The sequence below is a fragment of the Gilvimarinus sp. 1_MG-2023 genome (assembly GCF_030548285.1).
Map to the genome: position 1 here is coordinate 1 of NZ_JAUOSC010000016.1, position 26,566 is coordinate 26,566.

The 26,566-nt window shown below is 49.7% G+C and carries 28 protein-coding genes; 23 read left to right on the plus strand and 5 right to left on the minus strand.

Annotated features, from left to right (window positions below):
* The first annotated feature begins 252 nt into the window (after positions 1 to 252).
* The 10 genes from rpsF to Q4563_RS14375 all read left to right on the plus strand — a co-directional run bounded on the left by rpsF (position 253) and on the right by Q4563_RS14375 (position 7,949).
* Positions 253 to 699, plus strand: coding sequence for a 30S ribosomal protein S6 (gene rpsF, locus Q4563_RS14330; protein WP_215976154.1), 447 nt, complete (start codon positions 253 to 255; stop codon positions 697 to 699).
* A gap of 3 nt (positions 700 to 702) precedes the next feature.
* Complete coding sequence (rpsR, locus tag Q4563_RS14335; RefSeq protein ID WP_215976153.1) at positions 703 to 930, plus strand: 30S ribosomal protein S18; 228 nt, start codon at positions 703 to 705, stop codon at positions 928 to 930.
* A 12-nt stretch (positions 931 to 942) separates the two neighbouring features.
* The gene (locus Q4563_RS14340; protein WP_303604929.1) at positions 943 to 1,788 is read left to right on the plus strand and encodes a hypothetical protein; all 846 of its coding nucleotides are present in this window, start codon (positions 943 to 945) and stop codon (positions 1,786 to 1,788) included.
* A 37-nt stretch (positions 1,789 to 1,825) separates the two neighbouring features.
* Positions 1,826 to 2,272 (plus strand): 50S ribosomal protein L9, encoded by a 447-nt coding sequence (gene rplI, locus Q4563_RS14345; protein WP_215976151.1) that lies wholly within the window; start codon positions 1,826 to 1,828, stop codon positions 2,270 to 2,272.
* A gap of 155 nt (positions 2,273 to 2,427) precedes the next feature.
* Complete coding sequence (dnaB, locus tag Q4563_RS14350) at positions 2,428 to 3,825, plus strand: replicative DNA helicase (protein ID WP_303604930.1); 1,398 nt, start codon at positions 2,428 to 2,430, stop codon at positions 3,823 to 3,825.
* A gap of 1,132 nt (positions 3,826 to 4,957) precedes the next feature.
* Complete coding sequence (locus Q4563_RS14355; protein ID WP_303604931.1) at positions 4,958 to 5,146, plus strand: hypothetical protein; 189 nt, start codon at positions 4,958 to 4,960, stop codon at positions 5,144 to 5,146.
* A 417-nt stretch (positions 5,147 to 5,563) separates the two neighbouring features.
* Positions 5,564 to 5,848, plus strand: coding sequence for a hypothetical protein (locus Q4563_RS14360; RefSeq protein WP_303604932.1), 285 nt, complete (start codon positions 5,564 to 5,566; stop codon positions 5,846 to 5,848).
* Between the two features lie 67 nt (positions 5,849 to 5,915).
* A complete protein-coding gene (locus tag Q4563_RS14365; protein WP_303604933.1) occupies positions 5,916 to 6,608 on the plus strand; it encodes a hypothetical protein in 693 nt (230 codons plus the stop codon).
* 261 nt (positions 6,609 to 6,869) lie between these two features.
* On the plus strand, positions 6,870 to 7,430 hold the full coding sequence (locus tag Q4563_RS14370) for a hypothetical protein (protein ID WP_303604934.1): 561 nt from the start codon (positions 6,870 to 6,872) through the stop codon (positions 7,428 to 7,430).
* A 156-nt stretch (positions 7,431 to 7,586) separates the two neighbouring features.
* Positions 7,587 to 7,949, plus strand: a complete 363-nt coding sequence (locus Q4563_RS14375; protein WP_303604935.1) for an iron chaperone — start codon at positions 7,587 to 7,589, stop codon at positions 7,947 to 7,949.
* A gap of 160 nt (positions 7,950 to 8,109) precedes the next feature.
* Here the strand turns inward: Q4563_RS14375 and Q4563_RS14380 are convergent, their stop codons facing one another.
* Positions 8,110 to 9,639 carry a YfaP family protein gene (locus Q4563_RS14380; RefSeq protein ID WP_303604936.1) on the minus strand — a complete coding sequence of 510 codons (1,530 nt, stop codon included), beginning with the start codon at positions 9,637 to 9,639 and terminating at the stop codon, positions 8,110 to 8,112.
* Between the two features lie 1,081 nt (positions 9,640 to 10,720).
* Between Q4563_RS14380 and ectB the strand changes: the two genes are divergently transcribed.
* Entirely contained in the window at positions 10,721 to 11,986 is a 1,266-nt protein-coding gene (gene ectB / locus Q4563_RS14385; RefSeq protein WP_303604937.1) for a diaminobutyrate--2-oxoglutarate transaminase, read from the plus strand.
* A gap of 90 nt (positions 11,987 to 12,076) precedes the next feature.
* Here ectB and Q4563_RS14390 read toward each other — a convergent pair whose 3' ends face one another.
* The 3 genes from Q4563_RS14390 to Q4563_RS14400 all read right to left on the minus strand — a co-directional run bounded on the left by Q4563_RS14390 (position 12,077) and on the right by Q4563_RS14400 (position 13,790).
* A complete protein-coding gene (locus tag Q4563_RS14390) occupies positions 12,077 to 12,790 on the minus strand; it encodes an NYN domain-containing protein (RefSeq protein ID WP_303604938.1) in 714 nt (237 codons plus the stop codon).
* 19 nt (positions 12,791 to 12,809) lie between these two features.
* Positions 12,810 to 13,163, minus strand: coding sequence for a DUF1428 domain-containing protein (locus tag Q4563_RS14395; protein ID WP_215975906.1), 354 nt, complete (start codon positions 13,161 to 13,163; stop codon positions 12,810 to 12,812).
* A 384-nt stretch (positions 13,164 to 13,547) separates the two neighbouring features.
* The gene (locus Q4563_RS14400; protein ID WP_215975905.1) at positions 13,548 to 13,790 is read right to left on the minus strand and encodes a hypothetical protein; all 243 of its coding nucleotides are present in this window, start codon (positions 13,788 to 13,790) and stop codon (positions 13,548 to 13,550) included.
* Positions 13,791 to 13,959: 169 nt separating this feature from the next.
* Here Q4563_RS14400 and Q4563_RS14405 point away from each other — a divergent pair, with 169 nt between their 5' ends.
* The 11 genes from Q4563_RS14405 (at position 13,960) to acs (ending at position 24,749) form a co-directional block, all read left to right on the plus strand.
* A complete protein-coding gene (locus Q4563_RS14405; protein ID WP_303604939.1) occupies positions 13,960 to 15,369 on the plus strand; it encodes an ATP-binding protein in 1,410 nt (469 codons plus the stop codon).
* Positions 15,359 to 16,045, plus strand: a complete 687-nt coding sequence (locus Q4563_RS14410) for a response regulator (protein ID WP_303604940.1) — start codon at positions 15,359 to 15,361, stop codon at positions 16,043 to 16,045. Before Q4563_RS14405 ends, Q4563_RS14410 begins: the two co-directional genes overlap by 11 nt.
* Positions 16,046 to 16,178: 133 nt before the next feature.
* A complete protein-coding gene (locus Q4563_RS14415; protein WP_303604941.1) occupies positions 16,179 to 17,726 on the plus strand; it encodes a YHYH protein in 1,548 nt (515 codons plus the stop codon).
* A complete protein-coding gene (locus Q4563_RS14420) occupies positions 17,723 to 18,232 on the plus strand; it encodes a hypothetical protein (RefSeq protein WP_303604942.1) in 510 nt (169 codons plus the stop codon). Before Q4563_RS14415 ends, Q4563_RS14420 begins: the two co-directional genes overlap by 4 nt.
* 35 nt (positions 18,233 to 18,267) lie before the next feature.
* On the plus strand, positions 18,268 to 19,272 hold the full coding sequence (locus Q4563_RS14425; RefSeq protein ID WP_303604943.1) for a YHYH protein: 1,005 nt from the start codon (positions 18,268 to 18,270) through the stop codon (positions 19,270 to 19,272).
* A 2-nt stretch (positions 19,273 to 19,274) separates the two neighbouring features.
* Complete coding sequence (locus tag Q4563_RS14430) at positions 19,275 to 19,592, plus strand: hypothetical protein (RefSeq protein ID WP_215975899.1); 318 nt, start codon at positions 19,275 to 19,277, stop codon at positions 19,590 to 19,592.
* Positions 19,593 to 19,656: 64 nt separating this feature from the next.
* Positions 19,657 to 20,211: an MOSC domain-containing protein gene (locus tag Q4563_RS14435; protein WP_303604944.1), complete on the plus strand. Its 555-nt coding sequence runs from the start codon at positions 19,657 to 19,659 to the stop codon at positions 20,209 to 20,211.
* Positions 20,212 to 20,788: 577 nt separating this feature from the next.
* Entirely contained in the window at positions 20,789 to 21,061 is a 273-nt protein-coding gene (locus Q4563_RS14440) for a hypothetical protein (RefSeq protein ID WP_215975897.1), read from the plus strand.
* Between the two features lie 231 nt (positions 21,062 to 21,292).
* Positions 21,293 to 22,144 (plus strand): pantoate--beta-alanine ligase, encoded by an 852-nt coding sequence (panC, locus tag Q4563_RS14445; protein ID WP_303604945.1) that lies wholly within the window; start codon positions 21,293 to 21,295, stop codon positions 22,142 to 22,144.
* 55 nt (positions 22,145 to 22,199) lie between these two features.
* Entirely contained in the window at positions 22,200 to 22,580 is a 381-nt protein-coding gene (panD, locus tag Q4563_RS14450; protein WP_215975895.1) for an aspartate 1-decarboxylase, read from the plus strand.
* Positions 22,581 to 22,811: 231 nt separating this feature from the next.
* Positions 22,812 to 24,749 (plus strand): acetate--CoA ligase, encoded by a 1,938-nt coding sequence (gene acs, locus Q4563_RS14455; protein ID WP_303604946.1) that lies wholly within the window; start codon positions 22,812 to 22,814, stop codon positions 24,747 to 24,749.
* A gap of 191 nt (positions 24,750 to 24,940) precedes the next feature.
* On the opposite strand, the gene Q4563_RS14460 is transcribed toward acs, so the two are convergent.
* The gene (locus Q4563_RS14460) at positions 24,941 to 25,828 is read right to left on the minus strand and encodes a diguanylate cyclase domain-containing protein (protein ID WP_303604947.1); all 888 of its coding nucleotides are present in this window, start codon (positions 25,826 to 25,828) and stop codon (positions 24,941 to 24,943) included.
* 150 nt (positions 25,829 to 25,978) lie between these two features.
* Between Q4563_RS14460 and smrA the strand changes: the two genes are divergently transcribed.
* On the plus strand, positions 25,979 to 26,557 hold the full coding sequence (smrA, locus tag Q4563_RS14465) for a DNA endonuclease SmrA (RefSeq protein ID WP_303604948.1): 579 nt from the start codon (positions 25,979 to 25,981) through the stop codon (positions 26,555 to 26,557).
* Positions 26,558 to 26,566 lie beyond the last annotated feature (9 nt).

Here is a 26,566-nt window from a genome sequence, read left to right on the forward strand (position 1 = left end):
ATCCAGCATCCAGCATCCAGCATCCAGCATCCAGCATCCAGCATCCAGCATCCAGCATCCAGCATCCAGCATCCAGCATCCAGCGTCTGACTTACTGTCCAAAAAATAACCTTGCACTCCCCCCCTAAACTCTCTAGAATACCGCGCCCCTGTACCCTATGTCGGTGCAGGTGAAACCGGCTGCCCCTTGGGCTTGCCACTCCTTGTCTTACCGCGCAAGGGCGGAAGACTTTAACCCGTAAGGAGCTATTAATGCGTCATTACGAAATCGTATTTATGGTCCACCCGGATCAGAGCGAACAAGTGCCAGGCATGATCGAGCGCTACACCGCAACCGTTACCAACGGTGGTGGTCAGGTGCACCGTCTGGAAGATTGGGGCCGTCGTCAACTGGCTTACCCCATCAACAAGATTCACAAAGCACACTACGTTCTGCTGAACGTTGAGTGTAGCGAAGAAGCCCTGGAAGAATTAACGACCAACTTCCGTTACAACGACGCTGTACTGCGCAACATGGTTATCCGTACTGACGAGGCTGTTACCGAAGAGTCTCCAATTGCGAAAGCCGATAAAGAAAGCCGTGAGCGTAAGGCTCCACGTGCCCCGCGTCGTGAAGAGTCTGAAAAGCCTGCTGAAAAATCTGAAGAAGCTTCAGAAGAAAAAGCAGAAGAGCAGACCACTGAGAAAGAGGGAGAATAATCCATGGCTCGTTTTTTTCGTCGCCGCAAGTTCTGCCGTTTCACCGCTGAAGGCACCAAGCAGATCGATTACAAAGATCTGGACACCTTGAAAGCCTACGTTACTGAAACCGGCAAAATCGTACCTAGCCGCATCACAGGTACAAAAGCTAAATATCAGCGTCAGTTGTCTACCGCTGTTAAACGCGCCCGTTACTTGGCTCTGTTGCCATACACGGACAGCCACGACTAAGAGACAGTTATTGTGCGTGCTCTGGCTGAATTTATTATGCGAGGCCGCACACAGGCTGCAGCGGTAGCACTGATTGGGCACTGGATTCCTCTGGTAAGCCCGGCAGCCGTTGCCCTGGTAACGCTCAGACGCGGAATGGCCGATGGCCTGTTAATTCTGCTCTGGGCTCTGCTGCCACCGATTGGCTACATGGTGGTGGGACAAACAAGCGCAGTACTGGCCCTTATAGGTGCTATTTGCGTCTATCTGGTCGCAATATTACTGCGCACCAAGGCCACTTGGCCCCATGCATTAATGGGCTTGGTGGCGTGCAATACGCTCGGTGTATTGCTGCTCGTTAAGTTGGCGCCTAACTTTATCAGCGACATGATGGAGTTGGGTAAAGTACTGCTCGACAGTGTGCGCGAGCAAGCGAGTCAGCCACTGGCACTGCCCGAGTCGGACCTAACCTTAGTGTTGGGCTGGCTCGCCGCCTTAGGCACACTCAGTTGCATACTGAGTTTATTGCTGGGGCGTTGGTGGCAGGCCTTGCTGTACAACCCCGGAGGCTTCGGTGAAGAGTTTCGGGCGTTGCGACTGCCGCCATTAGCGTCGACGGTATGCCTTTTGGCTGTCGCCTACTGCTACTGGCAAGCGGGAAGCATGAGCGTATGGGTTTGGGTTTTTGCCCAGCCACTGTTGTTTGCCGGTATTGCACTGGTGCACTCGGTGGCAAAGCAGCGATCTTTGGCCGTGCACTGGTTGGTGTTGTTTTACTGTGCATTGTTATTGGTGCAGCCGTTAAAAATACTGTTGGTCGTCGTCGCATTTAGCGACACGTGGTTGGATTTTCGCGGACGAGTTAAGGCCAAGCCCTAACCACCGCAGGCAAAATTGAAACTAGAGGGTTTACGAGATGGAAGTTATTCTGCTCGAGAAAGTGGGTAAGCTTGGCGCCATTGGCGACAAAGTGACTGTGAAGTCCGGTTTTGGCCGCAACTTCCTGGTACCGCACGGCAAAGCTATCCCAGCAACTGAAGCAAACGTTGCTGAATTTGAAGCGCGTCGCGCTGACCTGGAAGCCGCCGCTGAAGCGAAAAAAGCCGAAGCACAAGTGCGCGCTGACAAACTGGCCGAAGTGGCTGTTACAATCGAAGCCAACGCTGGCGACGAAGGTAAGCTGTTCGGTTCTATCGGTACTCGTGATATTGCTGACGTTATCACCGCCGCTGGCGTTGAAGTGAGCAAGTCTGAAGTGCGTCTGCCAGAAGGTGTGATTCGCGAAGTAGGCGAGTTCGACATCGATGTGCAGGTTCACGCCGACATCATTGCGACCGTTAAACTGTCTGTTGTTGCCGAGTAAATAGCGCCGCATCGCAGGCTTATAAACCTGCGACACCGGATTAGCGTTTACACCCGCTGACAAAACAGTAAAAATCGGGCACTATCGACAGCCGAGTTATCGGCGCGTCGGGTGCCCGTTTTTTTTTGCCCGGTGAAAACTTAAAGAGAGTGAATATGTCTTCAGAGGCCTTGTCCCAATACCCGGAGTCTGAATCCGGCAGCGCTGGCGCTAAGTTACCTTCCTCGGTCGAGGCCGAGCAAGCTGTACTGGGCGGATTAATGCTGGACAACAGCCGGCTCGATGCCGTGCTGGAAATTGCCTCTGAAATAGATTTCTACCGCGAGGATCACAAGCTGATCTTGCGCATGATGGTCGAGCTGCAAGAAGACGCCCAGCCGCTCGATGCCGTCACCCTGTCCGAAGCGCTGGAGCGCCACGGCGAGCTAGAGCGTGCCGGCGGCTTGGGCTACCTGGTAGAGCTGGCCGCCAACACGCCGAGCGCCGAGAATATTACCGCCTACGCCCGCATCGTGCGCGAACGCTCCACTCTGCGCCAACTGATCGTCGCCGCGCAAGAGATTAGCCAGTCCAGCTACAACCCCGCCGGGCTCGACTCGGACGACCTGCTGCAACTGGCCGAAAAACGCGTGGCACAAATCGCCGAAGACCGCCCCAAAGAAGGTGGCTTGCGCGAGGTAAATGGTCTACTAAAAGAAACCGTTGAGCGGATCGACGAACTGTTCCGCTCCGGCGATGATGTTACCGGTGTGCCCACCGGCCTTGCCGATCTGGACGGTAAAACCTCCGGCTGGCAGGCTGGGGAGCTGGTTATTCTTGCCGCTCGTCCCTCAATGGGGAAAACCGCACTGGCACTGAACTTTGTCGAGTCCGCCATCTTCAGCCAAGAGCGCCCGGTGCTGGTATTCAGTATGGAAATGCCCTCGGCCGCGTTGGTGATGCGGATGATGTCCTCGGTAGGGCGTATCGATCAAGGTCATATGCGCAACGGCAAGCTCACCGAAGAAGATTGGCCTAAACTGTCGGTGGCGGTGAGTAAATTAAAAGATAAACCCCTGTTTATCGATGACACCCCAGGCCTGACGCCGCAAGAAATGCGCGCCCGCACCCGTCGTATTGCCCGCGAGCACGGCAACCCCGGCATGATCATGGTCGATTACCTGCAATTGATGCAGGTGGCAGGCTCCAACGAGGGCCGCACGCAGGAAATCTCCGAAATCTCCCGCGCACTAAAAGCCTTGGCCAAAGAGTTCGACTGCCCCGTTATCGCTCTGTCGCAGCTCAACCGGAGTGTGGAGCAGCGACCCAACAAACGCCCCATGAACTCCGACTTGCGTGAATCCGGTGCCATCGAGCAGGATGCGGATATCATCTTGTTCATCTATCGCGACGAGTACTACAACGAAGACAGCGCCGAAAAAGGCGTGGCGGAACTGATTGTGGGCAAGCAGCGTAATGGTGAGGTGGGTACCGTACGCGCCGCGTTTGTGGGTAAATACACCCGGTTTGATAATTTGGCGCCGGAGTATTTTTCGCAGCAGGATGATTATTGATACGCTGGACGCTGGACGCTGGACGCTGGACGCTGGATGTCTGAGGTCTGACGCGAACTTGTGCGAATTTTTTAACTTGGTGTTTTTTCTGACGTCAGACATCAGCCTTTCTTTTCTATTTTGCCCTCTTTCGCCGGGCGGGCGATTTAGGCCGACCGCTAGCATTGGCTGTAGCGAAGGTAGCCCGCAGGGCCCAATCATCGGGGCGCGTTTCTTGATTCCTTCTTGTCGCGTCACAAGAAGGAATTCGCCTGCCCGGCGACAGAGGGCATCTAGGTTTAATATTTCGGCCTGATAATTGAGTAAAATTTTCTGCAAAAAGTAACGGTCGCTACTGAGTATGTGCCGGATTTCGCCCGGCGGGCGAGCTACTTCTTTGGTGAGCAAAGAAGTAGCCAAGAAACTCACCCCGGCAACTGGCCCTCGGCAACCGCCCCTGCGTTGCTCTAATACACTACATCCATGTAGCTATCCGGGTGCCCTCATTCCGGTTGATTTTAGTGGGCCGTATCGACAGGCCTCGGCTCAGGCCGCCCTCTCTTGCTTCGCAATTCACCTTGTCCTTGCCCTAGCGATACTTGCGCAAACCTCCTGTTTGCTTACCCACTAAAATCAACCTCCATTCGGCTCAGTGGTATGGGGGGAGGGGACTTCGTAGCGGGTTTTGTTTTTGCGTCAGACGTCCGACCTCCGACTTCAGCCATGCCTGTTGCCAAACTGACAATCCCATGGCACTATTTTCCTCAAGTGTTTTACAGGTTTGATGATGTTCTGACAGATCACCACAAATCAGTAGGCTAGCCAGTTGGAAGGTGAGGTAAATAAGTGCATCGGGAGTGGTGTGCGGGCACTTGTCCCTTCTGTTTTTCTGCGTTTATCTGGCATACATGAATAACTATCTAGCCAGTATCTCAATTCAGTTATAGAACGCTTTTAAATTGTCTTTGATAATTGTAAAGAAAGCCGGCTCACCTTTAAACTCGGAATAATGCGCCAACTTAATAAAAATTCTAGGCTAAATAAAGAGTTGTAAATGATTTCTAAAGCTATTCTAGGAGAGATAGGTTGCCAGGCGCATTTTTCAACTCGCACATTAATAAGCTGTTATATCTAATCCATGTAGATAGCATTCATGAATAAAGTAATAATTGCGGGCTTGGCAGAAAAATTTCAAGTGGCTGGAATCGGTGATATGTGTATTGCTGGCAGCGGAGCAATGCTTTTCTATGATGAGGTTTCGTGCTCAGCATTAAGGAGCACAGATATTGATCTCATAGTTAGATCAGAAACACTCAGCTCATATAAAAAATCGTCAGCCTAATTCTTGATATCGATGAGGTATTCCCTAGTACTACTTATAGCAATCAATTAGTCTGTGTTGATTTCCGAGGCGTAAAGGTCGACATTATTCCAAGTAATGCAGAGATATTGGGCTACAAAAATAATTGGTTCAAGCTGGCATTTGACATTAAGCCATATATTCAATTATCAAGCCATGTAATAGTAATGAATTCCGTGTTGTTTGTTGCAACCAAAGTTGAGGCCGCATTAGACCAAATAAAGAATCAAACCTTTCATAAGAAACATAGGGATGATGTGTTACATATCTTAAACTATATTCAGCTACCTTTTAGTAGTAGTTGCATCCCAGATAAATTGATTTACCAATTTATATATAAAGGATTAATCTCTTTAGGTATTAATCCAAAAGATTTTTCACCCATTAAAGAGATTGATATTGACTAGTAAATTATACAAAGAAAGAAACTTGGTTGTTCAACTTCTAGCTGTTCTGGGTGAAGAAAAAGGCTGGAAAGTAGAGGTGGTAGATGAGAGTATTGACTGGAAGATATTATATATAAACACAGACTTTGGGCAACTTTCTTGGCACATACCGTCTAACGAGCTACAGACGGAGTGGCCAATAGTTGAGCAAGCATGGGACGGCCACACTACTGCTGAAAAATTTAACAGAATTGAAAATATCATAAAATTCATGGCAATAAAAAATTACAAATCCTGACTCGCTAAAAATGAGAAACCTTGACTGGCTATATAGGTCTAAATCACAGAATAGATTTTTAGGAATCATGATTTTAAAATTTCTCTTCTTTGTATTTGGGATTCTTGCCATATTTTCTGAATTGCTAGGTAATTACTCGGCGCCAATTCTAATCGTTCTTTATGTTGTAATGGAAATTACATCTTGGAGCTATAATAAGGCTCGACAAATATGGGAATCATTTCAAGGAGAACTAGAGCTTAATGAATCGTTAGGCCTCCCAATAACAAAATACATTGATGTTTTGCCACTTCTGTCGAACAAGGAAAGAGAGCTTGTTGAAAACGGAAATGCATATTCAGGTACGTACTTTGCTAATACTGAGGTTGGCGTTGAACAATCAATAAAAAACACGCTTGAATCATCCTGGTGGTCCAAACATCTTTCACAAGTATCGTCAAGGATTTACATGGCTATAGCTATTTGTATAGGCACGATTTCATTAATAGCAGTTTTCTATAGCATTCAATATTTAAACGACACGAAAGATATGCAAACAGCAGCAAAGGTTATTGTCTCTTTTATCTTCATGATTTTTTCTATGGACTTTATTAAACTTTGGCATGGCTACCATATTTTTCAAGTTGATAGCGAAAAGATTGAAAATAAGTGTCGCGATTATTTGGTTCATGACTGTCAAGATATAATGAAAGCTTATGCGTTGTGGGTAGAGTATCAATTTTCACGTTCGCAAGCCCCCCTTGTTCCTCAAACAGCCTAGAAGCTAAAGCAGAAAAATCTTAATCAAGTATGGCAGTCTTTGAAGTGATATAACAAGCGCAAGCACTCGGAGAAATTTTCCGCTGCGCTCCAAATTACCCGGTGTTGCGGGCGTTGAATTCGTATAATTTCTAGAAAAAATAGAAAGTGGGGTCAGATGAGATTCGCTTATCGTCTAAATTCATAATCATTGATCAGCGGCCACTTTTTCTAAGAAGGTGTCTATCGCGACGAGTGAATTACTAAGACTGAGGTCGGGGTGATGATGTTGAAAAAAGTAATGATTTTATTTATTCCCATCTGTGTTTATGGGTGTTCGTCAAATATACAGCCATCTTCGCCGGTAAAAAATAGTATAGAAGTGATTCAGTTTAGTGAAGAGTATGGTGATGTAAGTAGTAACCATCCGGCGTACGTGAAGGCAAGCAGGGAGTGCGAGTCAGAAACGTTTGGCCGTGGCATTTTAGTTAATGGTGATCTATTGACAGATCGAGATGAGTTGTTGTCTATATGGTCAAAGCATAGGTTTGAATATATTAAAAAACGAATGGAGGAGAAGCGGGATATAAATGAGCCTGCAAGTGGTGCAAGCACTACTGCCAACATAAAAAATAATCAGGCTCGGGAGTCTTTCAGTGAATATGTGAGTCATCTTGATGAGTATGCAAATTCGAAATCACTGCCAGAATCAATCAAGAAAATTGAAGATGTGAACAGAATGTATATTTCATGTTTAAGGAATGAAAAAGGATTTCGGCCAGTTAGAGTGTTGGTCAAAAACCCTAAAACAGGGGGTGTGGTTTCAGTGCATGAAACACCCTGAATGAAAAATATTTTTCAACCAGCGCAAGTTTTGTGATCAGATGATATATGTTGCATTTAAATGCCGAGATCTTTAATCGACTTTCCAATATTCTGATTGTTGCAAAGCCGCGTGTGATCCGTGGCGCTGGGAAACTCTTTGTAAGAAGGTGATAGTATGATTTCAAAGAAGTTTAGTTCAGTTGAAGATTATTTAAGTTCACTAGATGCTAAACAAGGGAAAACTCTTAGAGAGGTTATTAACTTTATTATCGAAAGCTTTCCTGATTTAAATTGCAAGCTGGCTTGGAATGTGCCTCAGGTTTATAAGGGTGATGATTATGTGTTCGGGGTGTCGGCACTAAAAAACCATCTTGCTCTTGCTCCATGGAGTGCTGAGGTGATCGAAAATTTTAAGGAAGAGCTCGAAAGCCAAGGGTATGTTGTTAAAAAGAATTTGTTTCAAGTTCCTAATGATTGGAATATTGACAAAAAATTAATAAATGACTTGGTTGTCGCCAGAAAATTAGAATTGGATTAATTGAAGTAGATGAGGGTCAGGCCCTACATTTCACGTCAAGGTGTAAAATGTAAGGTCTGGTCCCAATGTTTTCTCATTGATTCGTAGGGCTAGTCAGGAGCAGCTTAATATGAATTCGCCACGACAGTTCTCACTATCGTGGCGATACTTGAAGTTGTGATTATTCCAAACAAGCACTGGGCAAGTTTTCGCCGTCAAAAGTAAGGATGTTAACATCGCAATTGTAGCCAGAACCACAGCTTGCTTGCTGATATGTGATCACGTCAGCCAGGCCAGCCATTTCATCTGCCAGCAATTCACACGCAACGGCTGGGTAGTTGGTATAGCAAATGTCGAGAAAGCCGTACTGCTTAACACCGCAAGCGCCCAACTCATAATCCGTATTGGGGCCGTTATTATTTCCGCCATTTTGGCCTGAAGTGTTATTGCCAGAGTTGTAATAATCAGAGCCGCTTCCGGCAGTATCGGTATTACTGCTACCTGTTGCACCGCCACCCGAACTTTGGCCGCTGGTCGCGCCGGTCCCATTGACAGTAAAACTGGTAATAATATCCACTTCGCCCCACGAGTTGAGGGTGCCGGTATAGGTGTTCACAGTGCCATTTTGTTTTAGGGTCACGGTGTACGAAGTGATTGACTCGCCGTAGACGGGACCAGAGAATAAATGTACCTTAATGGTATAATCGCCACTTGGAATATTGATATCATAGAAAATATTTTCCGGCCCATAGCCATCAACATCATCTATATCCAGATAACCATCGCCATTGTTAGAGTTGGGACTTAGGTAATGAATAGTATGCCCACCTGGCTCCTCTAAGTGTAAATCCACATCGGCGCTGGTGTCCCAAGCCAGAGTCACCTGTAACTCACCCGTACCAACATCAACGGCTTTAATCTCAACCTCAGCTGGCTGTGTCCAGCTGGAATAATCCATATTGAAGTAATCTAGCGGTACCGACATCCCCTCCTTAAAAGTTTCGAAATCCATTGTCCAGGCCGAAGGCTCTGGCTGTACGTAAGCTTGGACTTGGGCTGATGCAGAATAATCCGACAATTCAAAGTTAATAGAAGTACGACCAGAGCAATTTAGTTGTACATCATCGAGCCGACGAGTTAGACCATCGGCAACAGCGGCTTCTTGAGTTGTATTGCTTTTCTGAGTGTGGCTCTCAACTTTTCCTGGCAAATCTGATGCCGCCAAAAGAGTTGATGACGAAAACACGGGTTTACCCTGAGAGTCAGCTGGTATTATAAAAGTCTCTTCTACACCGTCCAGCTGAATCATATACGCATGGACATAATAGCCTTCTTCCAGAGAGGGTCTAATTGATAGCTGACTGGTTCCGCCAGCAGTCACTGAAAGCTCTTGGCTTACATCAAGCACACCGCCACTGGCTCCACTGGGCGCTGGAATTGAGTAACCCATACGGGCGGCTCCTTCAAAATCAATAGCTTTTGATAGTGCCTCAGGAGAGTTAACAAGAATGGGTGTATCGTCGCTGACACTTGAGCTGGTGCCTGAACCATCCACCGAAGGAGTGGATGACGAACTCGCCGCACCACTCGGACCATCACTCCCCCCAGAGCCGCCTCCACATGCGCTTAATAAAATAACTGAGGCTAGCATTGCAGGCCCCCCGAATCGTCGGATAAGGTTTTCATCTCTGGCGGCAGTAAAAGTTATCATGTCTATTCTCCGGTATTAAAATTGGTTGGCTCGCATAATCACGAGAAAGGCAAGGATCGCAAACAATATAAATTGTGAGCTCCAACAACTTAACCCCTAAGGTTAGGGGTAGACATGGACGAAAATACTGGTGCTCAAGTATAAACCGAGATCAACCGTTGGATATATCGATCTAATACCACGGCCGGATCACACCTGCGAGCAGGCTTAAACAGCTTTCGTTTTTTACCATGGATGTTGTATCAGGTGCGGTTATCTTCAATAACGGGAGCAAGGGAGGTGGGGTCCTATATGGTTCGCCCCGAAGGGAGAAATGTGGTCAGATCTTGAGTTATGAATTCTGATATCATCAAACCTGAATTAAGATAATGCTTTAAGGAGCAGCGGTCGATTTCGGAGTTGTTGTGAATCTCATTCAACCGTTAACGTTGTGGGTTAGGCTTGTGTAACGAAAGGAAATTTTTATGCAAAAGGTGGTACATTTTTAAAAAAATGTCATTTTGGAGCAGTCAGCCAAGTATCAGTGAGTTAAATTCTAAAATTGCATAACTGAATAATGATGGGTGGACGGTTATTTCAATCAATCCAATCTCTTCAGTTCTTGGCTTAATTCGCTCATATACCTTACTTTTAGAGAAGTAAGGTGAAAAATCCATATTAAACACTGCGGCTTATACTCTAGCTTATAATAATTATTTCGCCCACTCATGAGGAGTGGGCGCCATGGCGATCCTTGTGCGCTGGGGCCGGTAAAGGTATGATATATCTTCTAAATTGGCCTGCTTTAGTACTGTAACAGCAGCGCTTTGTCGCCGTATACGGCGCCTGGCAAGGTATTTGCCAGCTTAAATATTCTCACGATTGCATAATGGGGCAATAGCAGTGACCTGGCTTTCAGGTAAATTGATAGGCATATGTATTGTTTTGGGGCCGCTTCGAATGTGGGGCAGCTCAGTGACCCTGCCTGTAAGTACGACCCTACCCAGTACTCTGGTCTTATCAGCTTTTGCTTCCTACTCTTCTAATTTACGAGCTGCGCGATGCACGCCTCACCCATCTCATTTAACCCAAAAGGTATATAATGGATATTTTTAACGATCACGAGTCAGAAGTACGCGGTTATATTCGCTCTTTTCCGAAGGTCTTTGATAAAGCCGTAGGCTCTGAGATTTTTGATAACGAAGGGCAGCGCTACATCGACTTTTTCGCCGGTGCTGGCACGCTTAACTATGGGCACAACCCTGATGTGGCGGTGGATGCGCAAATCCAGTATTTGCAGGATCGTCGTATCGCTCACGGCTTAGATAAAGCCACTGTGGCAAAACAAGAATTTATGACTTCGTTTGTCGAGAAAATTCTAGAGCCGCGCAATTACAACTATAAAATGCAGTTTACCGGCCCTACGGGCACCAACTGTACCGAGGCGGCCATGAAGCTGGCGCGCCAGGTTAAAGGCCGCCCTAACCTTGTTGCCTTCACCAACGCTTACCATGGCCACACCATGGGCGCTCTTTCCGCCACTGGTAACGAAGCCTATCGCGACGACTCTTACGGCGCTCGCGGTGCGATTTCGTTTATGCCGTTCGACGGCTTCTTGGGTGACGATATCGACACACTGCATGTGTTTCGTCGCTTCCTGGAAGACAGCGGCTCCGGCCTGGAATTGCCCGCCGCCGTGATGATCGAAACCGTACAGGGTGAAGGTGGCTTGAATGTCGCCTCCAAAGATTGGTTGCAGCGTTTAGCGGCTCTTTGTAAAGAGTTTGATATGTTGCTAATCATCGATGATATTCAGGTCGGTAACGGCCGCACCGGTAAATTCTTCAGCTTTGAAGAGGCGTGCATTGAGCCCGACATGGTGTGTTTGTCAAAGTCCATCGGTGGTGGTAACCCCATGGCCGTTCTGTTGATTAAGCCCGAGGTGGATGCTTGGTCGCCGGGCGAGCACACCGGTACGTTTCGCGGTAACTCGCTGGCGTTTGTGGCGGCGAAAGAGCTGATTGATAAATACTGGTCAGACGATAAGTTAACGCATGAAGTGAAACGCAAGTCTGAGATTATTTTTGAGGCGCTCTACGCGTTGCAAAAAGAGTTCCCTAAATTAGTGAAAGATGTACGTGGCCGCGGTTTGGTGTTGGGTATTGAAACCGATCACCCCGATTTTGCCAGTGAAGTCTCCGCTCAAGCGTTTGAAAATAAACTGATTTCAGAAACCTGCGGTGCGACCGGTCAGGTAAACAAAATCTTTGTGGCGCTTACCATTGAAGATGACATTCTGAAAGAAGGCTTAGAGATTTTCCAGAAATCATTCCGCGAAGTGGCGGCTAAGCACAATATCACTGAATAATCACTAAGCTGAATTATTCAGATGTAAAAAAGGCCTTCAAACGAAGGCCTTTTTTATTAAGTTTCTGAAAGTTTAACTACTTGCGCCCCTTCAACTCTTTTTCTTTCTAACATCTCTTACCAAGTATAAATTACCAGACCCACGTTTTAGCTCAAATAGGTCAATGGCCTTAATTAAACTGCTGAGGTTCTTATAGCCGTAGTTGCGGGTGTCGAATGATGTTTTGTTGGAGATGTGCGATCCGAGGGGGCCGAGGGCCGCCCAGCCATTGTCCTCTTCGGTCGCTTCTATGGCCTGGCGCAGTAAGTTGATAAGCTTTGTATCAGATTTAATATTCTTGGGTTGATCTTGCGATTTTTCGTGAGGGCTTGGGTCTCTGTCTAAGAATAAAAATTTGGAGCATGCGTTAACAAAAGGCGTTGGAGTTTTTCGCTCACCAAAACCCAGTACAACCTTACCTTCGGCAAGAGCGCGGGTCACCATCGGGGTAAAGTCGCTATCGGATGAGACGAAACACATAACGTCAATATCTTTGGTGTACATGACGTCCATGGCATCTATGACCAGTGCAATATCAGAGGCATTTTTTCCTTTCGATAGGTCGTATTGTTGAATGGGCTGAATAGCGTATTCGTGAAGAAGTTCCTCCCATGCCTTGAGAGACGACTTTTTCCAGTTGCCGTAAGCTTTGCGTATAGTCACTACGCCGTACTTGGCAACTTCACTCAGTACATCTTCAAATTTGGCCGCAGGGGCATTGTCTGCATCAATAAATAACGCAATTTTCTGTTTTGAATCTTCCATTTCAAAAAACTCTTTTAGTCTATGTCTTTGCCACAAGGGTGAAGCCGCCGTAGATTAGCCGCTTGCCATCGAAGGGCATGGGGTTGCTGTCCGGGTGCATGCGTGGGTCCTCCATCGAGGATTGCCAGCCGGCATCGCGCACTTCTTTTGAGGGCCACATAATCCAGGAAAAAACCACGGTCTCGCCCGGTTTTTTATCAACAGCCATGGGGAAAGACGTGACACTTCCGTCGGGCACTTCATCACCCCAGGCATCGACAACTTCTATGGCGCCATTTTCCTTAAAAACGGCGGCCATATCCTTGGCGTGCTCTATGAATATCTCTCGGTTTTCGTCCGGTACAGCAGCGACCATTCCATCTATATACGCCATGTAAAAATCCTCACGTTGGTTGAGTTGAGGTTTACAGTATAGACGAATGGGTGAACGCTAATCGTGTGGTATTGGTAAAAAATATTGCCCGTTTACTAATAAAGTCTTGGTCGCTCAGCATGGGCTATGGATGTTGTAGGGGCAATGCTGTCCATCCTCAGGCCAGTTTGACACTCCCTATCGTTTACTTGGCGCTTCAGCCAGGGCCTTATGCGCTCGGGCAGGTTTGATTCTCGCAGTAACAGCGCGTGTTGTTGCCTGGTTGAAAAAAGGCTTTCCGAAGAAAGCCTTTTTATGGGCGAATATTTGAAGGGCTGTCATGGTTAACGGTAGGTGATTAGGCGCTGCACTGGCAAGCCTCGTATTAACAAGTCTTGGCGCTTACTATCGGCGCTCAGGTCTGTCGGCGGGCACGCCAACCAGTCCATCTTCCATCTCTTTGCAAATTGCTTCCAGGGTATCACCGTGTGGCGTCTCGATTTGTACGCTATCGCCCTCAACTTTATCTATACAGGCATCGAAGGCTTCTTGTGGTGGTTTACCCCGGCCTTGGCCAGGGGCTGCGCTGGCAACTGTGGTGGCTAGTAGGGCAAGAGTTCCTAAACATACAGCGATTTTTTTCAACATAGTTTTAATCTCATAAAATACAAATTCATAACGCCACTCGGTGTTCTGATTGGCAAGCACCCAGTAACAATAACGGCAAAATGTGCAGATTCTGCGCAAAAAATACAGACAAGTAGGTCAGTTTACGGATAACGCTCGTCTTGTCGTGGCGTTTCGTTATACTTAACCCATGAAAATTACCGCCAAACTTTTCCTCACTTTCTTAGCCGTAATCAGCTGCGTTATTTTAGCCAACGTTGCGCTGGCTAGATGGAGCTTTCAGCAGGGCTTTCTCGACTTTATCAATGAGTTAGAGCGGGAGCGCCTGACCGTGTTGGGGCAGGATCTGGAGCGCGAGTATGACCGCAACGATGCAAGCTGGGAGGGGTTGACGTTTAACCGCTTGAGTGGGCGAGCGACTCTGCCCATTCACCCGCGCCGCGGTGTTCGGGGCGAGCGGCATCCGCCGCCACTGGCCGGGCGCAAGCCCGCGCATGAAACAACACCGCCGACAGCGCTATACGACGCCGATGGCAACTGGTTAATGGGGCATGTGCCAGAGCAAGCGAATGCCGGCAGTGTGGTGGTGCCCGTCTTTTATAACGAGGCTAAGGTTGGCGAGCTGCGCAGTTGGCCAGAAGCGCCAGGCGCTTTCTCATCCGCCAGTGAGTTTTCCCGTAAGCAGCTAATGGCCAGTTTGTTTATCGCACTGCTGAGTCTGGCCTTGGCGGGTATAATTTCGTGGTTTGTTGCCCGGCGTCTATTGAAGCCGGTTAAGTCTGTTTTGCATGCCGTCGGTGAGCTTTCTAAGGGTGACTACGAAACATCTCTGCCCGATACGCGCAGAGATGAGTTGGGTGAGCTAATGCTTAATATCAGCGAGTTAGGGCGTATTTTACGGGCAGACCGTACCGCCAATCAGCGTTGGTTTGCCAACATTTCTCACGAATTACGCACGCCCCTGACCATTTTAAAGGGCGAAATAGAAACATTGCAGGCGGGCATACGCCCCTTTGATCAACAGCAGTTGAAGTCTTTTGCGCACGAAATAGATTTGCTCAACCATTTGGTGGATGATTTATACCAAATATCCCTGACCGACATAGGCGCTTTGCGCTACCAGTTCGAGCATCTAAATCTCAGTGAGTTGATAGAATCGTTGGTGCCATCGTTTACCGAGCGCGCGGCAAACGACCAGCTGAAGTTTGAATATCGTGGTGAGCCAAACCTCTGGGCCGAAGTTGACCCGCTTAGGTTTAAGCAATTGTTACTGAATTTAACGGCTAACTCCTGTCTATATACCGATGCGCCGGGCACCGTCAGGCTGACTGTGCGGCAAGACCAGTCCGAGGTTTATTTAGTGCTTGAGGACTCCGCCCCCGGGGCAGAGTTAGATAACTTTGAGCAGCTTTTTGCCCCTTTGCACCGCCAGGACTACTCCCGCCAAAGACACGCGACGGGGGCGGGCTTGGGGCTTAGTATTTGCCGCTCTATTGTCGATGCTCACCGGGGCGAGATCAGTGCCGCAGCGTCTGAGCTGGGCGGGTTAAAGGTCAGCATAAGGCTAAACAAACGCAGAGTGGGGCGAGATGAACACTGAACCCTTAGTTGTTATTGTTGAAGACGAGCCAAAAATTGCCCAAATATTGGTGGATTTTTTTCAGCTCGAAGGCTTTAAAACACAAATCGTTAGTGACGGCCTTCATGCCAGTGAAGCTATTAAAGCGAGTAGGCCTCAGGCGGTGATACTCGATCTGATGCTGCCGCATAAAAGCGGGCTGACGATTTGCGAAGAAGTCCGGGCCTTTTCAGATGTGCCTATTTTAATGCTGACCGCACGGGTGGATGAAATTGATCGTTTAACGGGCTTAAACATTGGCGCCGATGACTATATTTGCAAACCTTTTTCACCACGCGAAGTCGTTACCCGGGTAAAAGTTATTTTGCGCCGCATGCAAAAAACAACACAGCAACAAGTCGATGTCTTGAGTTATAAAAATCTTCAGATTGATACCAACCGGTTCGTCTGCAAGCTTGGGGAGGCCCCTCTGGACCTTACGCCGGTGGAGTTTCGGTTATTAACGGCTCTGGTGCGGCGGCCGGGTGTTGTTTTGTCGCGCGAGTCATTAATGAAAAATGCCTACGATGACTCTCGGATTGTCAGCGATAGAACCATCGACAGTCATATGAAAAACGTTCGCACTAAACTCAATCAAGCACAGGCCGAGAATAACCTTCTGCACTCCGTTTACGGGGTCGGCTATAAACTTGAGTAGTACACTGCACCAAATACTCATTGTTTCTGCGTAGTATCTGCACAATTGCCTCGTACCATGGTAAGCCTCGAATACACCTTGGGGCTCTATCATGCTTTCTCAACACCTTCGCCTTTTCCTGAGCGCATTTACAATGGCCGTTTGTCTGTCTGCGTGCGGTGGTTCCAGTACCGATGCAGTCGATACCGACTCGGAATTAGATGCCACAGGCAGTGTTAACAGCTCGCCTGTCATCACTCTGGCCGAACAAGCCACGGCTAACGCTGGTGCTGGTGTTACTCTCTCGGCCAGTGTGAGTGATGCCGATGGCGACGAGCTAACTCTGGCGTGGAGCCAAACCGGCGGAGCGAGCATTGAGCTGGCGCAAATCGATCTCACCGATTTAAGTTTTACCGCTCCTTCGGTGGATGAAGTGACCGAGTTCGCCTTTACTTTAACGGCCAGTGACGGCTCTGACAGTGCGACGGCCACCATCAGCGTTAGCGTTAATCCCCTGTCAGATTCGGGCACAACAGATCAGGCCGACTCTTCGGTTTGGATTATCAACAGCGACAATGTTCGAGCCAAGCACATACTGGAAGACGACACGGGTCTTGGGGTGTTGGTGAATGTGCAGGCTGTGGAAACGGTTGACGTTAACGGCGACAGCTTCACCAAGGTCACCTCTGACGGTATTCCGGCTTACAGTGTAGTTGTCAGTCAAGAAATACTGAATCAACTGCAACAAAGGCCGCGACTGGATAACGACTTTGCCGCAGGCGAGCCCTTCATCGAGGTGGGCGATGTGGTCGAGTTTGGTCAGGACATTGGCTACAACAGCAACCCCAACTGCGGTAATAACGCCGGCTACGGGTATTGGCCGCCAGGGCCCGATTGCCCCACCCAAGACACGCGTGAAGGCTACTTGCCTATCGAGCCAACCTCATCATCCGAGGTGTGTGAAACGGGCTTAGGCAAAGTGGGGCTGTGGGTTAATGGCTCGTCCATTTATAACTGGGGCGATGGCATGAGTTATAACCAGACGGGCGACTGGTATACCTTGGCGCCGGTGGCCGAACAGTACGATGTCGATATTTGCGGCGGGCATGCCGCATCGGGTGATTACCATCATCATTTCTATTCTTCTTGTTTGGCCGATATGGTAGGCGACACTGCTGATGGCCACTCACCGCTTTACGGTTTTGCCGCCGACGGTTATCCCATTTACGGCCCCTGGCAGGCGGACAATACTCTGGCGGTCAGTGCGTGGGTTGTGCGGGGTTACTCCGCCGATTCCGATACAGGTTGCGCAGACGAGGCGCGCAGCTGTCAGTTAATTGACCAATACGATGTTAGCCAGGGAACAGAAATAGTCAGTGCCGGGCCTGACTTTGACACTGTTGTCACGACTTTATCGGGCAACTCTTTAGTGGCGACTGCGGGATATTACAGAGAAGACTTCTATTGGGATCAGACTCTGACGGCGCAAGGTGGTGTGTATCTCGATCAATACAACGGCCACTATGATGCCGAGCGAGGCTACCACTACCACATTACCGTTACCGATGAAGAGGGCACTTTAACTCCCGCATTTCCCTACATAGTGGGTGATCGTTTTGCCGGAGACTTGGCCGATAACTCATTGGCGCAGTGCAGTACCGGTGTAATGGGGCCACCACCGGAAGGCGCACCACCTCGATGAACACAGTCAATCACAATCGGAGGTTTATCATGAGTTGGCTAAAAGGCATTGCGTTATTGCTATTGGCATCATTCACCCAAGCAGCAGAGCTTGAGGTGCATGACCATAAAAGTCGCGATATAGAAAATATGCCAATCCCCAAAATTGAAATCGCTCTTGCACGGGACGCAATGGATGGCGTGAACCTTCATGTTGAATTGCAAAATTACAATATGGGCTCACCTTCTAATGCCGGTGCACAGAATAATCAGTGGTTAAGTGGACATGCTCACCTTTTTATTAATGGCGTTAAACAGCAACGGCTATACGCGACAGATGTTCATATTCCTGCGCATTGGCTCAAGCCTGGGGTCAATCAAATAGCGGTATCGTTAAACAGTCATCAACATGAAAATTGGACACATAGCGCTAAAACCATTGTCGGTTCCGTCTTTTTTAATCCTGAGGCCGACAACCTTATATTGCACCAATACAGTTCTCAGCCTATAGCCGCTACCTTTCGGTAAATGACTGAATACGATTATCAACCGGGAATTATCCAATGCATTTAATACAGATTGTTATGCTCGTTTGTGTCACCTTGCTCGCTACCGCTTGCGGTAGCGGCTCAGACAGTGCGGATAGCGTTAATAGCTCGTCCAGCCAGAGCAGTGCCAGCAGTAGTTCTATCGCCGCGGCCATTTCAAAGGGTATCGATCCGGAGCGCTTTCTCGATGGAGCCCTGGCCGAAGACATCAGCACGGTCGACTGCACCCTGTCCGACGGCACAGCCAGTACTTGCTATCAGGTCACCATTAACGGTGCGCCGAGCAACGCCGACATTGGCCCTTTCTGCCCGCCGTCAATTACCTCAGATGCCAGTGAAGGCGGCATTTGGTTTGATGGTAGTGGCGAAGTTTACGAGCTGGACGGCGCCTTTATCATGAACCTCGATACACTCTATGGCAGTGAGTGGATGCTATACGACTCGGTGACAGGGCTGATTAATATTACCGACACTCAGCTTGCCTGCGAATCGGCAGCAAGGCCAAACGTCGACCCCGCGTATCAAAACTATTGCGTTGAGTGCAAACTTGAATACACCGGTGGGCCAGTGCAACAAACCTTTTTAATTCCTACTCAGCCTGTGGCGCTAAATAGCCCTGAACGTTTAGGGTTTGATATTGGGCTTGGCCTTAACGGTGTTGTATTTGCAGGTCCGGCACCGGTGGATGCAATTTTATCGAACTACACCATTGCGGCATTTGATGATTGTGGCGGTCATATTAATCCAGCCGAAGGTTATCACTATCATGCTGCCATTGGTTGTGCGCAATCGGAGCCTGAAAGCGATGGTCACGCCGCCATGATTGGTGTCGCCCTCGACGGCTACGGTATTTATGCCATGACCGATGACTTGGGCCTCGAGCCCGAGGGTTTGGACGAGTGCCGAGGCCATAGCGATACCGAGCGTGGTTATCACTACCATGCGGCCAGCCCCGGGGAAAATATGTTTATTGGTTGTTACCACGGTGCTCAAGGTGACATTGTCGAAACGAGGTTGTAATAATGACTAAAATATTTTCTACATCCCTACGTCAATTGAATGTGTTGCTGGTGGCAATAGTATTGACCGCTCCGGCGTTGGCGCATCAAGGCCATACTCATCGAGCCTCGGTAGAGGCCTGTGAGGACCATCAGCGCCATGATAGTTGTCAGTATGAACACGCAGATAGCTTGTATATTGGTAGTTGCCAGCTTATGCAGGAGGCGTTAATGTGCGTACGTAATCAACCTTTAATGAAAAAGGCGAACATACACGAGTCAGCGATGCCGGTTCAGTCTCTTGATAACAGCGCAGAGCCGCTGGAAGTTAAGCCTCAATAAATCTTATTGTGTCTTGGGCCATGTATCCGCCGCGCTGTGCTTGTGTTATTTGCACGGTAAACCTATGACCCATTCAACATTGTCAGACCGAGTCCGAAGCGTCAAACCAAGCGGAAGTCGGCCCTCTCAAGCGCGACTGCTCGATAGACTGGCGCAAGATCTTAAGCCTGGGCGTCTGGAGTGGATTGGCTTGCGCACCGAGCGCCGTGGTGATGTGCGCTCGGTTGGGTCTGTCGTAGCTCTTGCCGAATTAGGACTTGAGGGCGACCACCGCAGCACTAAAACGCCGGGTTCTGGTCGACAGGTAACGATTATTAGTGTCGAGTTTATCGAGATGATATGTCGCTTTGCCGGCCGCGATAGTATTTCACCAGCTTGGCTGCGTCGCAATCTTTTAGTATCGGGCATCAATTTAAATCTGTTGCGCCATCAGCGAGTAAGAGTCGGTGGCGCGATTCTAGAGCCCGCCGCGTTATGCCACCCATGTTCGCGCATGAATGAAGTGTTGGGCCCCGGCGGTGCCGCTGCCATGTATGGTTTTGGTGGGTTGTGTGCCAAAATTGTCGAAGGCGGGGTAATAACAGTGGGCGATTCCATCGAGCGATTGCCGCAAGAATAAGTGTTTTTTGTAATGTGAATTTAACCGTTGCTTACATATTGATTATAAATTAATAAAAATTACCACAGTAACCACGTCGTTTTTTTCTTTCTGTATTTTTTATTCCCATTCCCCAGCCTCTATTCTGTGACGAGCTTGGCACAATAGAAGAGCGGCAATATTGTTGGCCTGTGTATTTTCCATTATTTACTCGTAGAAATTTAAATTCGTTCGGGGCTCTGTAAAAAATTCAAAGTAAAAATAATTACACGAAAACTTATTAAGCTTTCAGAGTATAAAAGCGAGTTAAGGTTGAATGGGGTGTCATTAAAGCACTAACACGGTGCGGTTGTTCGTTATGGTAAAAAATTAGGCTATGAAAAATTTACAGACGTTATAAATATAAGCGCTAGGCTTTAGAACTTTTTCATTTTTAATGCGCGGCCTTTGTGATTGTAATCACTGTGGTTATTTGAAGTTCCTCACTGAATTGAAATAAATTGGTTCTGCGGATTTGGCATGCTCTTCGCGATAGGAACATTGCCTATGTAGCTTTGCTACTTTTTTGAAATCAATCATTTTTAATGAGGTGATATCTATGAAAACTTTATCTGTATTAACCGTTTCTTTGCTGATGTCTTTAGGTGTTATGTCGGCTGTTGCCGATGAAACCGAGCGCCAGGGGGCAACCACTAGCTCAGCGTTTACCATGGCAGATAAAAACCGCGATGGTTCTATTGATGAGCGCGAAGCGCAAGCAAGTGGCGTGAGCGGTGATCGTTTTGATACGCTCGACGAAAATGGCGATGGCAAATTGTCAGCGTCAGAATACCGCAAGGCAGGTGGTGGCCAGAGCAACAGCTGGCAATAAGAGGGCAGTAACGACCTTACCTTTTTAAGGCGTTATTGTGACTGGCTGCACGGCAGCCTGGGGCGGCACACTGCGGTGTGCCGCCCTCCTTTTTGTGGGCTCGGTTTTTATATGGCTCGCGCACTGGACTGTGTCGGCCCTGAATGCGGTTAAAGCTTCGGTAAAAATGTACAATTTATCGGCAAAAGTGTATTATTCCGCCCCCAGAAATCCGCGAGCCAAGAGGGCGGTATGCACGTTTTTCATCATATTGCTTCACTGCGCGCAGAGCTGGCCCGCGCCGGGCGCGAAGGTAAGCGTATCGGCTTTGTCCCCACCATGGGGAATTTGCACGACGCGCATCTGGCCCTGGTAAAGCAGGCTCAGCAAACCTGCGATATTGTGGTGGCGAGTATCTTTGTCAATCGCCTGCAATTTGGCCTGAACGAGGATTGGGACAAATACCCGCGCACCCTGCCGGATGACACTGCCAAGCTAGAAGCCATTGGCTGTGATTATCTGTTCTGCCCGGAAGAGCGCGAGATGTACCCCAACGGCATGGATGAGCAAACTCGGGTGATCGTTCCCACCATGACGGATGTGCTCTGTGGCGCTAGCCGCCCCGGCCACTTTGAGGGTGTGACCACCGTGGTCACTAAACTGTTTAACATTGTTCAGCCGGACGAAGCGGTGTTCGGCATTAAGGACTATCAGCAGCTGGCTGTTATTCGCCGTATGGTGGAAGACTTATGTATGCCGGTTGAAATTACCGCCAGCGAAATTTACCGCGAGAGCGATGGCCTGGCCCTGAGTTCGCGCAACGGTTTTATTACCGATGACGAACGCCCCCGTGTGGCCGAGCTTAACCGCACCCTTAACTGGATTGGCGATGCCATTAAAGGCGGTCGTCGAGACTTTCTGGTGCTGCAGGAAGAAGGCGCACACCGCATTGAACGGGCGGGCTTCGCACTGGATTACCTGGAAATTTGCAACAGCCGCAGCCTTAAACCAGCCGCGGTGGATGACACCGAGATTACCATTTTGGGCGCCATGTATACCGACGGGGCCCGTTTGATAGATAATATATCCCTGACAGTAGTCTAAACTGCGGGCGATGCTGTAATTCACACTACAGCCAGAAACAACGAAGGAGGAGCTTATGCTCTCTACCATGCTCAAAGGCAAACTTCATATGGCGGCGGTCACTCAGGCCGAGCTGTGGTATGACGGCTCCTGCGCGATAGACGCCGACCTGGTCGAACTTGCCGGCCTGCGCGAGTTTGAGCAAATTGACATCTACAATGTCAACAACGGCGAGCGTTTCACTACCTACGTCATTCTCGCCGAGCGCGGCTCGGGCACTATTTCCATGAACGGTGCTGCCGCCCGCAAGGTGCAGGTGGGGGACCGGGTTATTATCGGTGCCTATGCCCAGTACAGCACGCAAGAGCTGGAAGCCTACCAGCCTCGTTTGGTGTATCTGGATGAACACAACAAGGTTGAGCGCACCACTAACACCATCCCCATGCAATTGGTGTAATCAAGGTAAGCCACACGCGGGATAAGCCAGCCGGTTTGTCCCGTCAATCACCTCTCTTTTCTCCTTAATAATTACTGACAATATTTTGCCCAATAGACAACGTTGTCTGTGGCGAAACCCCGCCAACGCTGTTAAGATTTCTGCACTGGGATATAAACAGATAAAAGTTCGGTGCAACCAACGTGTGCCGGGCGGCCCCCCATAACAGCAATAAATGCGGAGATGATGTATATGACCGAGCAGCATGTGTATCCGGTGCCCGAAGCGATTAAGAAGGCCGCAGCGATCGACGCGGATCGCTACGAACAAATGTACCGCCAGTCGGTGGAGCAGCCCGACCAATTTTGGGCCGAGCAAGCCGAATCCTTTCTCGACTGGCAAGAAAAATGGCACACCGTAAATAAAACCGACCTTAAAAAAGGCGAAGTCGCCTGGTTCTTAGGCGGTAAGCTGAATGTCAGCGTTAACTGTATTGATCGTCATCTGGCAACCCGAGGCGATCAGGTCGCCATCATCTGGGAGGGCGACGACCCCGCCGAAGATCAACTGATTACCTACCGCGAATTGCACGAAGAAGTGAGCCGCCTGGCCAACGTGCTGCGCGAGCGCGGCGTAAAAAAAGGCGACCGTGTTTGCTTATACATGCCGATGATTCCCGAGGCCAGTTACGCCATGCTCGCCTGTGCCCGTATTGGTGCTGTGCACTCGGTGGTGTTTGGCGGCTTCTCTCCGGACGCGTTGAAAGATCGAATCCTCGACGCCGACTGCCAGGTGGTTATTACCGCCGATGAAGGTCTGCGCGGTGGCCGCACTGTGCCCCTCAAAGCCAATGCCGATAAAGCCCTGGCCAACTGCCCCGGCGTGCACACTTGCCTGGTGGTCAAGCGCACCGCCGGCGATATCGCCTGGGACGACTCGCGCGATATTTGGTATCGCGACGCAGTAGAAAAAGTCTCCGCCGAGTGTGAGCCCGAGTGGATGGACGCCGAAGACCCGCTGTTTATTCTTTATACCTCGGGCTCCACCGGTAAACCCAAAGGCGTATTGCACACCACCGGCGGCTATCTGCTGCAAGCGGCCATGACGCACAAGTACGTATTCGATCAGCGCGAAGGCGACGTCTACTGGTGCACGGCCGATGTGGGCTGGGTAACCGGCCACAGCTACATTGTGTACGGCCCGCTCACCAACGGCGCGACGACTCTAATGTTTGAAGGTGTGCCTACCTATCCCGATGCCTCGCGCTGCTGGCAGGTGGTGGACAAACACGGCGTAAACAGTTTCTATACTGCCCCCACCGCCATACGCGCACTGATGGGCGCGGGCGATGAGTATGTAACCAAAACATCGCGCAAGTCTTTACGCATTTTGGGCAGTGTGGGCGAGCCCATTAACCCGGAAGCCTGGGAGTGGTATCACAAAGTTGTAGGTGACGAGCGCTGCCCGATTATGGACACCTGGTGGCAGACCGAAACCGGCGCCCACATGATGACGCCGCTGCCCGGCGCTACCGATCTTAAGCCCGGCTCCTGCACCAAACCATTCTTTGGCGTACAGCCGGTACTGCTCGATGCCGAGGGCAACGAAGTTGAAGGTGCCGGCGAAGGTAGCCTGGCCATTAAAGCCAGCTGGCCCAGCCAGATTCGCAGCGTGTATGGCGATCACCAGCGTTGTATCGACACCTACTACTCCACTTACCCCGGCTACTACTTTACCGGCGATGGAGCCCGCCGCGACGAAGACGGCTACTTCTGGATTACCGGCCGGGTCGATGATGTACTCAACGTGTCTGGCCACCGCATGGGCACCGCCGAAGTTGAGAGCGCACTGGTGTTGCACGACAATATTGCCGAAGCGGCGGTTGTCGGTTACCCGCACGATATTAAAGGCCAGGGTATTTACGCCTACGTTACCCCGATGGATGGTGTGGAGCCCGATGACGAACTGAAAAAAGCACTTATTCAACTGTGCGTGCAAGAGATTGGTGCCATCGCCAAACCGGATATTATCCAGTGGGCACCCAGTTTGCCGAAAACCCGTTCAGGTAAGATTATGCGCCGTATTCTGCGTAAGATTGCCGCCAACGAGATCGATACCCTGGGCGACACCTCCACTCTGGCTGACCCGTCGGTGGTGGATGAACTTATCGACGGCCGCGTCAACCGTTAGCGCAAGGCTAGGGCCGCTCTGAGGTGGCCCTATGGCACCTCTGAATAAGAGGAATGCCTCTGCGAGACCTCAAGCGCAATCCGCACTCGTCGTTGCTATTGTTCGGAAGGTCTAGACATTCCTTCTAAGTAGCGCCTAGATTGCGAGTTGCGCTGTAAGCCAGAGGTACTTCACTCTTGTCCAGAGGTGCCCTAGCTTAAACAGCGCTCGACCAAATCCTCCCAGGCTTCATGATCGCCGGCCAGCACGACGCACTGGTCTATTGTTAACGCCACCTCAATACGCTCACCATTGCCCTTGGTGATGGTGAGCTTTTGGCACAAGCCAAGTACGCGCCCGGCAATGTCGTCGGCATTCGCCTGTGGAGTATCGGGTAAAAAAATAGCAATGCGCCGCCCGCTTAAGCGCGCCGCCAAATCCACGCGGCGCGTGCTTTGGTACAACAGGTTACCCATTTCGCTGAGCACCGCATCCCCGGCACTAACCCCGTGGGCTTGATTAATATCGGGTAGGTTCTGAATCGTCATTATAATCAGCACGCAAGGTTGCTGGTGCTTTTGGCAAGACTGCAATAACTCGGGCCCGCTGGTGTAAAAGTAACGGCGGTTAAACAGCTGGGTTAGCTGATCTTGCGTGGCCAAACTGTATTCAATTTTGCGATAGCTGCCCAACAGTAACCGACTCAGACGGTAGGCCCGGCCAAAATGAAACACACTGGCGGCCAAAATAATCATTCCCGCCGGGTAGGTCAGCGCCCCGATAATCGTCATGGCCCTGGGCAAGTGGCTCACCAGCGACAGGGTCAGCCCGTGCCAGGCGCCTAAAAACAGTAGGCTGCTGGCGCACACCATCGCAACCGCCAAATGACGGCGGATAGGCAAAAAAGCCGAAATAGCCAAAAGTGCGAAGGTAGCGAGGGTCGCGAGAATATCGCTGATCAGCTCAGCCCAAACAATATTGGCCACAGGCTCAATCACCCCGGTCATCATGCCTAGCCCCGACCAAGTAAAAGCCAGCGCCAACATAACCAGTATCGAGAACATAGCCAGAGTGCTGTTGTTTAAATCTTGCTGCGACATAGCCACACATTCCTTGCTTGAGCTTACCCCTTCTGAGCTTAGTCTATAGCAGAGCAGGGCGCACGGCCGTGGTTGTTGTGCCCGAATTTGGGCATAATAGGCCATCAGTGGCGTTGAAAGCCCAAGATGTAACGGCTTAGGATTCCTCTTATGACAGATCAAGATGACGATCTCTTTACCCGTGAGATGAGCGACGTTCGCCGCATAAAAGCGGAAAAAAAGGTCGTGCTGGAAAAAGACAAACCCAGTGAGCAACTGCTGGCCGAGCGCCGGGCGGCGGCCACCGCCACCACAGTCAAAGACACTAACTTTTTAAGCGGCGAGCACATCGACCCGGTGCAACCGCTGGATATTCTCGAGTTCAAACGCGACGGCGTGCAGCACGGTGTGTATAAAAATCTGCGCTTGGGCAAATACAGTATCGACGCCCGGCTCGACCTGCACCGCATGACTGTAGACGAAGCCCGCCGCGCACTCTACCAATTTGTGCGCGACTGCATGGCGCACGATATCCGCTGCGCGCTGATCACCCACGGCAAGGGCGAGGGTCGCAAACAGCCGGCACTGCTCAAAAGCTGCGTAGCCAATTGGCTGCCCATGTTCGACGACGTACTCGCCTTCCACTCAGCGCAAAAACACCACGGCGCCAGCGGCGCCACCTACGTACTATTGAAAAAAAGCGAACAAAAACGTCAGGAAAACTGGGAAAAACATTCCCGCCGCAAATAACAAAAGGAA

Coding starts and splice junctions, on each gene's coding strand:
- dnaB (WP_303604930.1), top strand. CDS start 2,428: ATGTCTTCAGAGGCCTTGTCCCAATACCCGGAGTCTGAATCCGGCAGC.
- Q4563_RS14400 (WP_215975905.1), bottom strand. CDS start 13,790: ATGTTGAAAAAAATCGCTGTATGTTTAGGAACTCTTGCCCTACTAGCC.
- Q4563_RS14395 (WP_215975906.1), bottom strand. CDS start 13,163: ATGGCGTATATAGATGGAATGGTCGCTGCTGTACCGGACGAAAACCGA.
- panC (WP_303604945.1), top strand. CDS start 21,293: ATGCACGTTTTTCATCATATTGCTTCACTGCGCGCAGAGCTGGCCCGC.
- Q4563_RS14390 (WP_303604938.1), bottom strand. CDS start 12,790: ATGGAAGATTCAAAACAGAAAATTGCGTTATTTATTGATGCAGACAAT.
- Q4563_RS14420 (WP_303604942.1), top strand. CDS start 17,723: ATGAACACAGTCAATCACAATCGGAGGTTTATCATGAGTTGGCTAAAA.
- Q4563_RS14365 (WP_303604933.1), top strand. CDS start 5,916: ATGATTTTAAAATTTCTCTTCTTTGTATTTGGGATTCTTGCCATATTT.
- Q4563_RS14435 (WP_303604944.1), top strand. CDS start 19,657: ATGACCCATTCAACATTGTCAGACCGAGTCCGAAGCGTCAAACCAAGC.
- ectB (WP_303604937.1), top strand. CDS start 10,721: ATGGATATTTTTAACGATCACGAGTCAGAAGTACGCGGTTATATTCGC.
- smrA (WP_303604948.1), top strand. CDS start 25,979: ATGACAGATCAAGATGACGATCTCTTTACCCGTGAGATGAGCGACGTT.
- Q4563_RS14440 (WP_215975897.1), top strand. CDS start 20,789: ATGAAAACTTTATCTGTATTAACCGTTTCTTTGCTGATGTCTTTAGGT.
- Q4563_RS14405 (WP_303604939.1), top strand. CDS start 13,960: ATGAAAATTACCGCCAAACTTTTCCTCACTTTCTTAGCCGTAATCAGC.
- Q4563_RS14415 (WP_303604941.1), top strand. CDS start 16,179: ATGGCCGTTTGTCTGTCTGCGTGCGGTGGTTCCAGTACCGATGCAGTC.
- Q4563_RS14380 (WP_303604936.1), bottom strand. CDS start 9,639: ATGATAACTTTTACTGCCGCCAGAGATGAAAACCTTATCCGACGATTC.
- rpsF (WP_215976154.1), top strand. CDS start 253: ATGCGTCATTACGAAATCGTATTTATGGTCCACCCGGATCAGAGCGAA.
- rpsR (WP_215976153.1), top strand. CDS start 703: ATGGCTCGTTTTTTTCGTCGCCGCAAGTTCTGCCGTTTCACCGCTGAA.
- Q4563_RS14430 (WP_215975899.1), top strand. CDS start 19,275: ATGACTAAAATATTTTCTACATCCCTACGTCAATTGAATGTGTTGCTG.
- Q4563_RS14410 (WP_303604940.1), top strand. CDS start 15,359: ATGAACACTGAACCCTTAGTTGTTATTGTTGAAGACGAGCCAAAAATT.
- Q4563_RS14375 (WP_303604935.1), top strand. CDS start 7,587: ATGATTTCAAAGAAGTTTAGTTCAGTTGAAGATTATTTAAGTTCACTA.
- rplI (WP_215976151.1), top strand. CDS start 1,826: ATGGAAGTTATTCTGCTCGAGAAAGTGGGTAAGCTTGGCGCCATTGGC.
- panD (WP_215975895.1), top strand. CDS start 22,200: ATGCTCTCTACCATGCTCAAAGGCAAACTTCATATGGCGGCGGTCACT.
- Q4563_RS14355 (WP_303604931.1), top strand. CDS start 4,958: ATGAATAAAGTAATAATTGCGGGCTTGGCAGAAAAATTTCAAGTGGCT.
- Q4563_RS14370 (WP_303604934.1), top strand. CDS start 6,870: ATGATGTTGAAAAAAGTAATGATTTTATTTATTCCCATCTGTGTTTAT.
- Q4563_RS14460 (WP_303604947.1), bottom strand. CDS start 25,828: ATGTCGCAGCAAGATTTAAACAACAGCACTCTGGCTATGTTCTCGATA.
- Q4563_RS14425 (WP_303604943.1), top strand. CDS start 18,268: ATGCATTTAATACAGATTGTTATGCTCGTTTGTGTCACCTTGCTCGCT.
- acs (WP_303604946.1), top strand. CDS start 22,812: ATGACCGAGCAGCATGTGTATCCGGTGCCCGAAGCGATTAAGAAGGCC.